The sequence below is a fragment of the Paenibacillus spongiae genome, from assembly GCF_024734895.1.
In the GTDB taxonomy this organism is placed as follows: Bacteria; Bacillota; Bacilli; order Paenibacillales; family Paenibacillaceae; genus Paenibacillus_Z; species Paenibacillus_Z spongiae.
The window spans coordinates 7510644-7524505 of the sequence record NZ_CP091430.1; the positions used below are offsets into that span (position 1 = coordinate 7510644).

A 13862-nucleotide genomic window follows, 5' to 3' on the forward strand; every position below is an offset into this window, starting at 1 on the left:
GGATGAAGAGGCGATAAAATGAACAATAGAGCTCACATCGATCAAGCATTACATGACATCAATGAATTGATAGCAACCAATTCGGCTGATGCCGCCTATATGAATTATAAGGTACTTATCGAACAAATAGAGAGTACGGTGTATGCAGAAGACCTGAGCTTAAAAGCCGAAGTTTATGCTTCCTTCGCATATTTCCTATTCAGAGTGTCGGAATATGATCAATGCTTCAAGATGCTCATGAAGGCTCTACATTACGGATACTCGAATGACGAAATCGAGAAGCTGCTTTGGGAAGCCTTCATTGAGCCGAACGAACATGAATTCAAAGCGATCTATGAAGCGAACCTGCAATTTCTAATAACCAATGGATATCTGCATATGCCGCATCCGATGGGTTATCACGAACTGCCTTATTGGCTCCTCCCTACCGGGGCAGACAATATTTATTACATATACGATAGAGAAAACAAGGTTATCGGAGAGAAAATAACGTTATATGATTATCAGAATATCCCCTCATTACCCGCTGCAGATGCCTTTTCAGACTATTTGCTGCTTGAGAATTGGAATTTGAATATTATTCTTACCTGTACGAACGTAATAAGAAGAATGAATAAGAAGAGCTACATTGTATTTAGCGAGATTGGCAAATTCCTGTCCTGCTTGCAAGGCGCTTTATTGGATGATTCCATCCTCTCTAATGTGCTCATATTTGATAAGCTCGAGGGCATGAATGAATATATCGCACGAACCAATGCCTTTCTCCCAAGAAATATCCTTAACTTAATCAATCAAGAGAATGAACAACCGAAGAAAATCTTACACGCTATTCACACTCATCGTCTGAAGAAAGGAAATCGAAACGGGGATCGAATTCTTCTTAGCATTTGCATTCCGAGCTTCAATCGAGGAAAAAGAGCCTATAATAACGTGCTTCATCTCTTGCAGAGCCATTATGACGAAGAGATCGAAATTATCCTTTCTAACAATGGGACCCAGAATGAGACTGCGCCGTTCTATGACAAAATCAATGAGATCGATGACGCCAGGCTTACTTATTTTGCCTTTGAAGAGAACCAAGGGTATGCCCTTAACTGCTGCAAAGTATGTGAACTAGCCAAAGGAGATTTTATTTTGCTCATCAGTGATGAGGACCTCGTAAACTTTGATGTGCTGGGTAAGATCTTGAACCAATTGAACGCATCCAAAGAAACCTTATCTTTAATGAAAACTTCAACGACCATGTTTAATAAATGGTCGACCGCAACCAGCAAAGCCGGACAGGACGCCATGATCTCCTTTATGCTAACCTCTAATTACGTATCCGGAATGATTCTAAACAATACGCTTCTAAGGCAGCATAAAGGCATTGAATACGTACATGAACATCTGCACGACAATAACGTGTGCTACTGGTATCCTCACATGTTCTGGGAACTCCTATTGTGCCAGTATGGAGATGTCCATAGTACAGAGCTTGTCTTAATCAATGAAGGAGCAGCAGAACAATCGGATGAAGTTGTCGTCACGGTGGATAACAGCGAAATCGAAATCCCTTACTATCGATCCATTGAAGGTCGATTAGGGCAGCATGAAGGCTTTTACCGCATATTCGAGGATCTCGAAATATGCAAGAACGACAAGGAGCTGCTTCGAGTCATGTACCTTCAGCTGTGCAGCAAAACGTTCGCTCTAGTTAATCTGACGTTCGATATGAATTATAAACAAACAGGTGCTGATCAAACGGAATTCTTCAAGAAGGCTTATGACTTCTGTACAAGCGAACGGTTCCTGACTGCGGACATTGCCGCTACTGGCGGTCGTGATGATATAGCACTCATTCATCGAATCATGGTGAACAGGATGTCATAGCTCCGGCGTGATTAATTTATTTCGAAGATGCATATGGCTGCCTACATGATGAGTGTACGTGTCGGGAATTCCGATTCTCTTGAAAGTAATCCCGATTCCGCTTTCCGCAATTACTTCTGCTACGGCGCTTCCCAGGCCACCAATGACATTGTGTTCCTCCAATGTATAAATGGGTTTCTTCCGCGCGATTAATTGGAGGATGAATTCCTTATCCAAAGGTTTGATAGACGGCATGCTGATCAGGCTGGCATGCCTTCCTTCCTTGGCCAGTTCATCCACCCAGATCTTTCCTTGTTCAAGCATATTGCTTGTTGTGATTAATGCAAGATCATCCCCTCTTATGACCTCGATCGCTTTGCCAATTTCAATTGGAGTATTGTCAGAATGGATTCTCGGTTCTCCATTCTTCCCTAATCGGATGTACATCGGCCCATCATAGTGAACGCTTTGCTTAATGATTTCCCTCACTTCAATTGGGTCTCCAGGACAGCATACCGTCATATTAGGAAGAGCCCTCATAATCGCGATATCTTCAATTGAGTGATGGGTCGCGCCCGCAGGACCATAGGACAGACCCGCTCCAACCCCCACAAGTCTAACATTCGTATTCATATAAGCTACATCGACTCGGACCTGTTCATAACAACGCATCGTGACGAACGGGATGATGCTGTATACGTAGACAATCTTCCCCGATAAGGCTAATCCCGCGGCGACACCCACCGCATTCTGTTCGGCGATCCCCACATTAAGAAAGCGGTCTGGAAATAAATCGCGAAATGCTTCGAGCACAGAGAAACCCATATCCGGCGTAAGTAAGAAAATTCTCTCGTCCTTCTTCGCCTCTTCAATCAACGTCGCGATAAATGTATTTCTCATGATCGCTCACCTATTTCAAGGAGAGCCGCTTGATACTGCTCATCGTTTGGCGATTTATAATGCCACTCCAGCTTGTCTTCCATGTAAGAGATGCCCTTTCCTTTTATCGTATGTGCAATGATCACCTTAGGTCCTGCCTGCGGCAGGCTGAAGGCCGTCTCCAATTGTTCCATATCATGGCCGTCAACCTCTTGGGCTTCCCATCCGAACGCTCTCCAGCGTTCAGCCATATTTTCTTGATTAATAACTTCATTCGTTCGTCCAAAACTTTGCAGCTTGTTGTAATCTACAATGGCAATCAAATTGTTTAATCGTAACGTCGCTGCCAACATGACAGCTTCCCATACAGAGCCTTCATTGCATTCGCCATCACCGAGGATCACATAGATACGGCCGGGATTTTTCGACTGGCGATTCGCAATCGCCATGCCAAGCCCAATCGCCAAACCGTGACCCAACGAACCTACCGAAGCCTCTACGCCCGGTACGGCTTCCTTATCAAGATGACCTGGCAAAATTCCTCCGTCGATATAATAACGGTCCAGGTAACCCTTTGGAAAGAAGCCTCTCTCTGCTAAAGTCGCATATAACGCCGCACTTCCATGAGCCTTGCTTAGTATCAATTTGTCGCGATCCGGCAGCGTAGGATGGAGAGGATCAATATTCATAGTCTTGAAGTATAGGACGGTTAAAATATCTACAATGGATAAACAGGTACCCACATGAGACGATTTCGAGTAATGGACCATGTGAATAATGGATTTTCTAATCTCATTGTTATTCATAGGTTGCCTCCTCATCGTTCATGAGTGTGTTCAATTTATGAATATCCGCTTCCCATCTTATCGGCTCGTGTGGACGCGGCGGCGCCTCTCCCCAAATCGGTTCAATATCTTTCCTCAGCCTGCTTGCAATGGACCGATAGAATTGTTCTATCGTTTGCTGCCTGCCAGAACCCACATTGATTACATCACCCGGTTCGTAGCTGATATGGATAATTTTCATGTATACGTCCAACACTTTATCGATTCCAATAAAGTCTCTTACCGAATGAGGTCTCGACAGCCTCGGCCGCTCATTGCGCTCCAATGCGCTAACGATGCTAGGATACAAGCGTGATGGATCTTCAAGCTCCCCATAGGGCGAGAACAACCTCAACGTGCATACGTTGTACTTACTGCTCTTACCCATCATGGAGCAATATTGGGTTGCTGCAAGCTTGGTGATCCCGTATAGATTGATCGGCTCACAGAGATCCGTTTCTTTCATCGCATCATTCTTAATCCCGTATTCGGATGAGCTGCCCGTGTTAATAAATTGCTGTATTCCGTACAGCATTGCAGCATCCAGCAGGTTAATCGTCGCATGAAGATTCGATTGAATAATTCTCTCTGCATCCGTCTGGCTGGCAAATCCGCCATATGCCGCCGTATGGTAGATGATATCCGGCTTCAATTCTTCCATGAGCTGAAAAACTTCAGATCTGATGTCGATATGGCATTCATATATCTTATGAATTTGGGGAACCACATCCGCAATTCGCCATAGATCGGAGCTTCTTCTCGTTGTGATATATACCTCATACTCTCCGCTTTTGATCAATGCTTTCAAGAGGTTTGCTCCGACAAACCCCGTTGCTCCTGTAACTAATATCTTCTTCATAAGCGCTCCGCAGTCTGTTGAAAATAGTGGTTAATTTGGTTGAAGCACACGCTTCGCAAATCCGACCCGTTCTTGTAGGCTTGCGTCCATTCGATTATGCTGTCCAGAGCTTGGTTTAAATCCCAACGCGGCGTCCAATTCAATTGTTGCATGGCCTTCGAGCAATCCAGCTTCAAATAAGTTGCTTCATGAAGATGGCCGCCATCCGCAATCAAATAACCCGCACTGCCTTGCCACTTCTCGCACATCTTCCGGACGATCCATTCCACAGGCTTTGCATCGGAATCTTCAGGCCCGAAGTTCCACGCTTCCGCGTACGTTACCCCTGATTCATAGAGCTTCCGGGCAATACACAAATAGCCGCTCAATGGCTCAAGAACATGCTGCCACGGCCTGATGGAATGCGGATTTCTTATCGTAATGGGTTCGCCCGCTAATAGCGACTGGGTACAATCCGGAATTAATCGATCGCGGGCCCAATCTCCGCCGCCGATGACATTGCCGGCTCTTGCCGTTGCGATCGCGACGCCATGCCGGTCGTAATCATCGCTATGAAAATATGAATTTCGATAGGCTGATGTAACGAGCTCGGAGCAAGCTTTGCTGCTCGAATAGGGATCGTGCCCCCCCAGCGGCTCATTCTCCCGATAACCCCATGCCCACTCCTTGTTGTCATAACATTTGTCTGTCGTTACGTTCACGACTGCGCGAACACTTTCCGTATGCCTGACAGCCTCGAATAAGTGTACCGTTCCCATAACGTTGATCGCATATGTATCGACCGGGATTTGGTAGGATTCTCTTACGAGAGGCTGTGCAGCCATATGAATTACAATATCGGGTTGAAAGGCGGTCATTTCCTTCTTCAGCAATTCCAAATCTCTGATATCGGCGATTACAGACTTCACAAGTAATTGCTCCACCTGACACAGCTCGAACAAACTCGGAGTCGTAGGAGGATTCAATGCATAGCCAACAACCTTCGCACCAAGCTGATGCAGCAGCATACACAACCATGATCCTTTAAATCCCGTATGACCTGTTACAAAGACCTTCTTATTCTGCCAGAAGCCGATCATAACGCCTCCACCCGAGCATCATCCCAAACCTTCCATGGAGCTTTGTCCGTGGACCATAAATCCTCAAGATAGTTCTTATCGCGCAAGGTGTCCATCGGATGCCAGAAGCCTCTGTGTTTAAAAGCGACGAGTTCACCGTTCCTTGCAAGCCTCTCAAGCGGTTCCTTCTCAAAGATCGTATTATCGCCTTCGATATAATGGAACACTTCCGGCTGTAGAACAAAGAACCCTCCACTGATCCATGAATGATCTCCTTTGGGCTTTTCTTGGAAGCCTCTTACATCGCATTGCCCCGTAATATCCAGTACGCCAAACCGTCCGTCAGGCTGAACGGAAGTAACGGTAGCGAGTTTCCTGCTTGAACGATGAAATTCAGCCAACTCTCTAATATTTACATTGGAAACCCCATCGCCATAGGTAAGCATGAACGGTTCATTGCCGACAAAGGGTTGAATACGTTTGATTCTTCCGCCAGTCATCGTATCAATACCTGTATTTACCAAGGTGACCTTCCAAGGCTCAGCAGAGTGATTATGGGTAACCGTTTGATTGCCGTTCCTGAAATCAAACGTAACGTCGGATTCATGCAAGAAGTAGTGGGCGAAATACTCTTTGATTTGGTAGCCCTTGTAACCTAAACAGATGATGAAGTCATTAAAACCATAGCTCGAGTAGGTTTTCATAATGTGCCATAGGATGGGCTTTTGGCCAATCTCAATCATGGGCTTCGGTTTTAGATGAGATTCTTCACTGATTCTGGTGCCATATCCGCCGGCCAGGATAACTACCTTCATGGGTGCGCGCCCCCTTCTAATCTGTCTTACTTAATACAAATTCTCTAATCATACGAATAACATAATCAATCATTTCATTCGTCAGTCCAGGATATACACCAACGAGGAATGTGTCGTTAAGTATTTTATCGGTATTCGTAAGGTTTCCATGAACCCTATATTCAACTTCCTGGAAGGCAGGCTGCCTCGTAAGGTTCCCCGCGAACAGCATCCGGGTCTGAATTCGATTGTTCTCCAGATAATTCACGATATCATTCCTCGTGAAGCCAGCCTGCTCTCGAACAGTCAGAATAAACCCAAACCAGCTCGGATTTGAATTCTCTGTGGCTCTAGGCAGAATGAAGTAGTCTCCTAAATCACGTAATCCATTCAGCAGACGATTGAAGTTATGAATACGCGCCCTTGCAAATTCAGGAACCTTCTTCAACTGCTCTACTCCGATTGCCGCTTGCATATCGGTAACCCTCAAATTATACCCTACATGCGAATACGTATATTTATGATCGTAACCATACGGCAGCGTCCCGAGCTCCCAGCCATAACGTTTCTTGCAGGTGTTGTCGCATCCGGATGGACACCAGCAATCTCTTCCCCAGTCCCTAAATGATTCAATGATCATCTTTAATCGCGGATCGTTCGTGTATACAGCTCCGCCTTCACCCATCGTCATATGGTGCGGAGGATAGAAGCTGGAAGTAGCAATATGTCCGAACGTTCCTGTCAGCCGGTCGTTATAGTAGGATCCAAGGGCATCGCAGTTGTCTTCAATCACCCACAAGTTGTACTTTTCCGCCAGCTCCATGACTTTCGTTAAATGGAATGGATTGCCCATCGTATGTGCAATCATGATCGCTTTCGTCTTGTCGGTAATGGCATCTTCTATAAGCTCTGCAGCAATATTGTAGGTTCCAAGTTCGACATCAATAAATACCGGTATCGCCCCGTTCTGAACAATAGGTGCTACAGTCGTCGGAAAACCAGCTGCTACAGTGATCACTTCATCGCCGGGTCTTATTCTGCGGTCACCCAATTTGGGGGATGTTAACGCCGTGAATGCCAGCAGATTTGCCGATGATCCTGAATTGACCAGCAATGCATAGCGGACACCGATAAATTGTGCGAATTCCTTCTCGAATTGCTTGCTAAATCTCCCAGCCGTTAACCAAAAATCCAAGGACGAGTCTACTAAATTTTTCATTTCACGCTCGTCATAAACCCGCCCACCGTAAACGATCGAAGATCGTTCAGCATCGAAAGGCGTCTTCCGTTCATGGAATAAGTGATAGAAGTCGTCAACCTTCGACAATATTTCCTTCCTCATGATCGTTTCATATAACGATTCTTGCAACGCTCCCATTCGCTCAGCGTTATGATTATCTATATATAATTTATTCGTATATTTCACTGTAATCGACTGACCAGGTTCTATCTCAATCGTACAGTTCTCTTCCACATCCTGATTTACAATTACTGCGCCTAGCAGAAGCAAGCCATCTTTATGTACTTCCATAACAATTCCCAATTCTTCGTTATGATGATGATTCAGAATTCGAACAACATCGCCCAATTTATACACGTTTATTTCCTCCCGCGGATCGCTTAGTCAACCTTACAGGGATTACATGCCAAGCAGGTAAAATGATGTAGACGGCTCTAATTATACCATAGGGACCGTAATATGCTCCTCATTGTAACAAGTCAATGACAACGAACCATGGTAGCATTGCATTACAAACCACAAATCATCATCGTTTTTCATGCTTCCTTATCTCCTTCGCAAGTAAGCCCTCACAGATTATATCGAACCAAACTTCAATAACTATAAGTGCTTTTTTTTCTATGTTGCCCGTCAGCTGAATGTCGAAGGAACATCAAACCGCCCTCCCGGCCTTAAAAGGTATTCCGCAAATGATGTCGAAATGTAGGGTATGATGACGAAAAGGAAAATATGGATAATTACAGCATTGTTTCTGGCCGTGTTGACGGGGTTCCGTCTGCTGTGGCTGCAATATAACTCGGTTACCGACTATCCGGTTGCGAGTGATGGCGTATTAGACTTGCGGCATTGGGATCCGCTAACCGATCATTCCCTCCCGCTGCGCGGCGAATGGGAGTTCTCCCCCGGTACGTTCCAATTTCAGAGCGGGGCACCCCCCGCCGATATCCACTCTTCGGGCAGATGGATTCAAGTTCCCGGCAGCTGGAAATTTGATGGTGATCAGCCGCATGGCGGCAGCAAGTATGGATTCGGCACATACCGCTTGCGAATTCTGGTCGATCCGGGCAAAGGACGGTCTTACGGCATTCACATCCCGACGATAAGGAGCTCTTCGGAGGTTTATGTTAACGGACAGCTGCTCGGCCGTTCCGGCCAACCGGCTGGGAACAAGGACCGTTACACGCCGCTGGATATTCCGTATACGGTTTATTTTACCTTGGAGGACAAGAGCGAGATTGAACTCGTCATCCAAGCTTCGAATTTCGAGGATATTCTTAATGGCGGGATGGTCCGTCCGTTAAAATTCGGACTGGAGAGCACGCTGAGGAAGGACCTCAGCTTTGCCGAGGATATGGCCTGGGTCGCTTGCGTCGCTTATGCGATTCACGTTCTGTACGGCTTTGTATTATATCTGGTGGGAGGCCGGGACAGGAGACTGATCTACTACTCCCTGATGATTCTATGCGTTATTTTCGCGACGCTGTGGGACGGAGAACGGTTATTGTTTACATGGGTTCCATTCACGTTCGAATGGGGCTCAAAATCCATCTATCTCGTTATGCTTACCGGCGGATACTTTCTGCATCGGTTAATAAAGGACAAGCTTCCGCCAATGCTGCAGGGCCGGGCTTCAAAAGCTTATGAGGTGTTATGCGGCATTGCCTTTCTAACGGTAGTGCTGCTGCCTCTACCCGCCGTGCTGACGCTGCTAGGATTGTTATTCGTTCTGACGTTCATCCCTTGCCTATTGACGTCGGTTGTCATGTATAGGTCAGCATCTCGAATCGACGCGGATAACATCTACTTACTGCTGGCTGCTATAGCGGCATTCAACAGTATGATCTGGCTCATCGTAATCAATATCGTCCAGATCGATATGATCTCCTATCCGTTCGATCTCACGATCGGGATGATTTGCTTCTCGGCGTTTTGGTTCAAGCGCTACTTCCGAATGTCGGAGGAGGCCCATTCGCTGGCGGAGACGCTTCAACAAGCGGATAAGCAGAAAGATGATTTCTTGTCTACCGTCGCCCATGAACTGCGCAATCCGCTGCACGGCATGATTAACATCTCGCAGGCGGTGTCCGAGAGAGAGCGGAACCAGCTCGGAATATCTAGCGCCCAGGACCTGCAGCTGCTTGTCAAGGTCGGCCGCCGGATGTCCTATATGCTGAACGATCTGCTGGATATGGCGCGGTTGAAAGAAAACCGGATCAGCCTGAACCTTGCGGGCGTATCCGTGCATGGCGCAGCCTCAAGCGTCATCGATACCCTTCGCTTCATGACGGAAGGCAAGCCGATCCGGCTGATCAACCGGGTGCCGGTCGGGTTCCCGCTTGTGCATGCCGACGAGAACAGACTGAATCAAGTCCTGTTCAATCTCCTGCACAACGCGGTGAAATACTCCCATGCCGGCGAGGTATCCGTACAGGCCGGCATTCAGGACGGATGGGCAAGCATATCCGTTGCCGATACGGGCATCGGGATGGCCCCGGAGACGCTAAACCGCATTTTCGAGCCGTACGAGCAGGTCTCGTCGGACTTGGCTTCGCTCAAAGGCGGATTCGGTCTGGGGCTCAGCATCTGCAAGAAGCTTGTCGAGATGCATGGAGGAGCGCTGGAGGTTTATTCAAAGCCGAATGAAGGTTCGGTATTCACCTTCACATTGAAGCTTATCGCGGCCGGGGCTGTCGGCGAGTTGGCGTCACCGCTAATAGCGGCGGCCGATACCGGGTTCGAGGAAGCTCCCGGTACCCCGATAATGCCAAACGCTGCACCCATATATCACTCATCGCCGGACCGGGTTCGATTGTTAGCGGTCGATGACGATCCGGTCAATCTGAATGTGCTGCGAACAATTTTCACGGATGTATCGTATGAAGTATTCACGGCAATTAACGGCAAGGAAGCACTCCGGCTGCTGGAATCCGGGAGTTGGGATTTGATCATTGCCGATGTGACCATGCCCGTCATGTCCGGATATGAGCTGACTGCGCGCATTCGCGAGCGTTATTCTATCGCGGAGCTTCCCGTGCTTCTCTTGACGGCGAGCAGCCAGGATAAGGACATTGAGGCGGGATTTCGCTCCGGCGCCAATGACTACGTCACCAAGCCGGTGAATGCAACCGAGCTGAGGTCCAGGGTCAGATCGCTCACGAATCTGAAGCATTCGGTGAATGAACGATTGCGGATGGAAGCAGCATTGCTGCAGGCTCAAATCAAGCCCCATTTCCTGATCAACACCTTTAATGCGGTATCCGCTCTCAGCAGGATCGATACAGACAAAATGGATGATCTCATCGAAGAGCTGAGCAATTATTTCAGGCTCGGCATCGATTTTCAGAATTCCGATCAGGCCGTGCCGCTTGACCGCGAGATTAAGCTCATTCGCTCCTACTTGTATATCCAAAAAAAGCGGTTCGAGGACAGGCTTCAGGTCGTATGGGAGGTCGACGATGGCGTGAGCATCTCCATTCCTCCATTGACCATCCAGCCGCTTGTCGAGAATGCGGTTACGCATGGCGTATTGAAGCGGAACGCGGGCGGGGAAGTCCGTATTCGAATTGCCGACCTCGGCCGGTCTGTCGAGATCTGCGTGTCCGATAACGGCGTGGGCATCGATGAAGAAGCCCTCAAGCACATCCTGGACAGACAGCCGGACGGACGCACGGGAATTGGGCTGCTGAATACGCATCGGCGGATAAAGCAGTTCAGCGGCAGCGGCCTGACAATCGACAGCAGATTGGGCTCGGGGACGTCCGTCTCGTTTACGATTGCGAAGGCAGAAGTATTATCGTAGATTGTAAAGTTCAACGATCCTTTATACCACAAAATTCTGGGTACCCCTAGGGGTGCCTTTTTGCTCGTTCCGCAGATTTGTCGATTATAACCAAACTGTACCGTGAACCGGGCGAAGGCGCATGCGATAATGATGGAGGGAACATAGGACGGAGGTGTCGGAGAGCTATGAAATACACGATTCGCAAGCTGCGTCACCCGGACGATTATGCGGCCGTAGCGCCGCTGCTCAATCTGATCTGGTCGGAGCCGACGACAGCCGAGCGGCTTCAGGAGGATGAGGACAAGATTCCTCCGGGACAGCTTCATTATAATGAAGACGGCAAGCTCATGGGGTGGGATCGTCCCAAATGGGTCGCGGAAGACGGGAACGGTCAAGTCGTCGCTTACGCGATCGCATGGAGAGCCCCCTGGACGGAGGCCGGTTCATTGAGCCATACGCTTGTCGTTCACCCGGAAGTCCGAGGCAGCGGAATAGGCGGAGCTTTGTATGCTGCGCTTCTGGAGTGGGCGATGGAAGTCAAAGCCTCGCGTCTGATCGATTATATGCGGGAATCGGATGACGGGTCGCTCGCTTTTGCGGAACGCCGCGGCTACGTGAAGGAACGCCACGCCTTCGAATCCGTTCTGGATTTGGGATCGCTCGAACTCGACGAGGAACTGGGCGCATCCATCGGAGAAGCGGAGCGGAGCGGCATCCGTTTCGTTACGCTGGCGGATGAACCCGGCGAAGCGAACGAAAGAAAGCTGCATGAGCTGTATAAAGTCACGAATGCCGATATTCCGGGCTACTCCGGCGATTACCCCTGGTTCGAGGAATGGAAAAAATGGAGCATCGACCTGCCGGGCGTCCGTCCGGAATGGATACATATCGCCAAAGATGGAGACCGATATGTCGGCGTCGTCACGCTGCAGCATAATGATCAAACGAATGCCATGTATCATGAGTATACCGGCGTATTGCCGGAGTACCGCGGACGCCGGATCGCGCTCGCCTTGAAGCTGCTCGGCGTTCGATCCGCGCTTGCCAGCGGAGCCCCCTATTTGAGAACGCACAACGATTCGAAGAACGGGCCCATGCTGCATATCAACCGCGATCTGCTCGGATTTCGGGCGGAACCGGGGAATTACAAGATGGTTCGCGAGCTTTAAGCCGCTCGTTCTCGCTGCGCGCTCAACAAAGGCACCCTCTGCGGGTGCCTATTTCATTTCATACATTTCACGCTGCATAAATACGCTCCTGTACATGAATAATCCTCCTGTTCCTGAACGACCTTCCATGCACGGACCTCAATCTCGCATCCCCCACAACACTCTCCGGGCTTTCTTCGATACTGCTGTGATTGAAGTAACCTTATTGATCTATGGGATTACTACGCTCGTAGACCGGCGTCTTCATGGCGGCTTGGCGTGGTATCGTAAAATTCAACAGTAAGATCCCCGTTACGAATATAAGTGTACCGCTAATAAGGTAAATGGTGATGGGGTCGCGGAAAAATAAATAGGACCACAATATCGTAAAAAGGACGGTACAGTTGCCCGCAATCGCGACGACGGCAAAGGGTACCCGTTTGATTCCTTCCGCAAACCAGAAAAAGCTGAGTCCCGTAATCACGCCAAGCAATATCAAAGCCCCCCACGCCCACAACGTTATCGGACCGATGAAACCGTGAGATTGGATCGGAATCGGAACGGCGACCATTAATGCACTCAGTAAGAATATAGACAGATTCATGTTCCCGTTGTCTATTGTTTCCAGAAGCATCCGCTGGCTTAATACGTGCACCGCAGCACCGATACCGGAAAGCGTGAACAATAGGGTCGTTAACCCGCTTCCATGAACAAGCTCCTCTAGCGGCGTACCGTTCCAACCGATAACGATGACGCCCGCGACGCATAACGCTGCGGAAATCCAGCCGCGCATCGATATTTTCTCCTTGAACAGCAGTCCTGCAGCAAATAAAAGGACGACGGTCTGAACAGGCTGAACGAGAATATTACCGTAGGAGTATCCTATCTTTAAAGCTATATTTTCAAATACATAATTAACTGCTTTCGCAATTGCGCCTATCCAGATCCATTTCATCCCCAAGCGGATTCGAATGTTACCGTCGCGAATAAACAGATAGATGGCCAAACAGATCACGCCGAAAAAAAACCGAGCGAACGAAATGATAGCGCTGTCCACCATCGTCGACGCTGTTTTGACAAGAACCCCGACAAAGCTCCACGCTAATGTCGCCAGCAGGATTAGCAGATAACTCACGAACGTGCACCTTCTTCTAAGATAGATTCAAACAAAAAAGAGATTCCCTCTCTAACAGCCACTAGATCTGGGAAATCTCTTTCGAATCGATGACTTGCCAAGCTGCTGCTCGCGCCAGCATCCATCATTTCGCGGCTTGGGACAACCATGCTCGTAATGATACTAGATTAACAGACTTTGTTTATTCGGTAAATTCAAACATTCTTTGTGATAGAATGGCATGGGAATTCGCTTGCCATTACGACAATGCCCCTTTGACCACATTACGAAAGATTGCAGGCAAAACTAAACGG

At 48.3% G+C, this 13862-nt stretch carries 10 protein-coding genes; 3 read left to right on the top strand and 7 right to left on the bottom strand.

Annotated elements, in window-relative coordinates; translation table 11 throughout:
* Positions 1–18: 18 nt before the first annotated feature.
* The gene (locus L1F29_RS33675) at positions 19–1872 is read left to right on the top strand and encodes a glycosyltransferase (protein WP_258386310.1); all 1854 of its coding nucleotides are present in this window, start codon (positions 19–21) and stop codon (positions 1870–1872) included.
* Here the strand turns inward: L1F29_RS33675 and L1F29_RS33680 are convergent.
* From L1F29_RS33680 to rfbH, 6 genes are read right to left on the bottom strand one after another with little or no spacing between them, the layout of a single operon-like run.
* Positions 1867–2751 (bottom strand): transketolase family protein, encoded by an 885-nt coding sequence (locus L1F29_RS33680; protein WP_258386311.1) that lies wholly within the window; start codon positions 2749–2751, stop codon positions 1867–1869. The genes L1F29_RS33675 and L1F29_RS33680 overlap by 6 nt on opposite strands.
* Entirely contained in the window at positions 2748–3536 is a 789-nt protein-coding gene (locus L1F29_RS33685) for a transketolase (RefSeq protein ID WP_258386312.1), read from the bottom strand. The genes L1F29_RS33680 and L1F29_RS33685 overlap by 4 nt, the downstream gene beginning before the upstream one ends.
* Complete coding sequence (locus L1F29_RS33690) at positions 3529–4413, bottom strand: NAD-dependent epimerase/dehydratase family protein (protein ID WP_258386313.1); 885 nt, start codon at positions 4411–4413, stop codon at positions 3529–3531. The genes L1F29_RS33685 and L1F29_RS33690 overlap by 8 nt, the downstream gene beginning before the upstream one ends.
* Positions 4410–5492, bottom strand: coding sequence for a CDP-glucose 4,6-dehydratase (rfbG, locus tag L1F29_RS33695; RefSeq protein WP_258386314.1), 1083 nt, complete (start codon positions 5490–5492; stop codon positions 4410–4412). Before rfbG ends, L1F29_RS33690 begins: the two co-directional genes overlap by 4 nt.
* Positions 5489–6286 (bottom strand): glucose-1-phosphate cytidylyltransferase, encoded by a 798-nt coding sequence (gene rfbF, locus L1F29_RS33700; protein WP_258386315.1) that lies wholly within the window; start codon positions 6284–6286, stop codon positions 5489–5491. The genes rfbG and rfbF overlap by 4 nt, the downstream gene beginning before the upstream one ends.
* 16 nt (positions 6287–6302) lie before the next feature.
* A complete protein-coding gene (rfbH, locus tag L1F29_RS33705; RefSeq protein ID WP_258386316.1) occupies positions 6303–7862 on the bottom strand; it encodes a lipopolysaccharide biosynthesis protein RfbH in 1560 nt (519 codons plus the stop codon).
* A gap of 352 nt (positions 7863–8214) precedes the next feature.
* On the opposite strand from rfbH, the gene L1F29_RS33710 reads away from it, so the two are divergent.
* On the top strand, positions 8215–11304 hold the full coding sequence (locus L1F29_RS33710) for a hybrid sensor histidine kinase/response regulator (RefSeq protein ID WP_258386317.1): 3090 nt from the start codon (positions 8215–8217) through the stop codon (positions 11302–11304).
* Between the two features lie 167 nt (positions 11305–11471).
* Positions 11472–12455 carry a GNAT family N-acetyltransferase gene (locus tag L1F29_RS33715; RefSeq protein ID WP_258386318.1) on the top strand — a complete coding sequence of 328 codons (984 nt, stop codon included), beginning with the start codon at positions 11472–11474 and terminating at the stop codon, positions 12453–12455.
* Positions 12456–12657: 202 nt separating this feature from the next.
* On the opposite strand, the gene L1F29_RS33720 is transcribed toward L1F29_RS33715, so the two are convergent.
* Positions 12658–13569 (bottom strand): DMT family transporter, encoded by a 912-nt coding sequence (locus L1F29_RS33720; RefSeq protein ID WP_258386319.1) that lies wholly within the window; start codon positions 13567–13569, stop codon positions 12658–12660.
* Positions 13570–13862 lie beyond the last annotated feature (293 nt).

Bases quoted from the DNA above. Each gene is read 5' to 3' on its own strand.
- L1F29_RS33675 (WP_258386310.1), top strand. From the start codon at position 19: ATGAACAATAGAGCTCACATCGATCAAGCATTACATGACATCAATGAA.
- L1F29_RS33680 (WP_258386311.1), bottom strand. From the start codon at position 2,751: ATGAGAAATACATTTATCGCGACGTTGATTGAAGAGGCGAAGAAGGAC.
- L1F29_RS33685 (WP_258386312.1), bottom strand. From the start codon at position 3,536: ATGAATAACAATGAGATTAGAAAATCCATTATTCACATGGTCCATTAC.
- L1F29_RS33690 (WP_258386313.1), bottom strand. From the start codon at position 4,413: ATGAAGAAGATATTAGTTACAGGAGCAACGGGGTTTGTCGGAGCAAAC.
- rfbG (WP_258386314.1), bottom strand. From the start codon at position 5,492: ATGATCGGCTTCTGGCAGAATAAGAAGGTCTTTGTAACAGGTCATACG.
- rfbF (WP_258386315.1), bottom strand. From the start codon at position 6,286: ATGAAGGTAGTTATCCTGGCCGGCGGATATGGCACCAGAATCAGTGAA.
- L1F29_RS33710 (WP_258386317.1), top strand. From the start codon at position 8,215: ATGATGACGAAAAGGAAAATATGGATAATTACAGCATTGTTTCTGGCC.
- L1F29_RS33715 (WP_258386318.1), top strand. From the start codon at position 11,472: ATGAAATACACGATTCGCAAGCTGCGTCACCCGGACGATTATGCGGCC.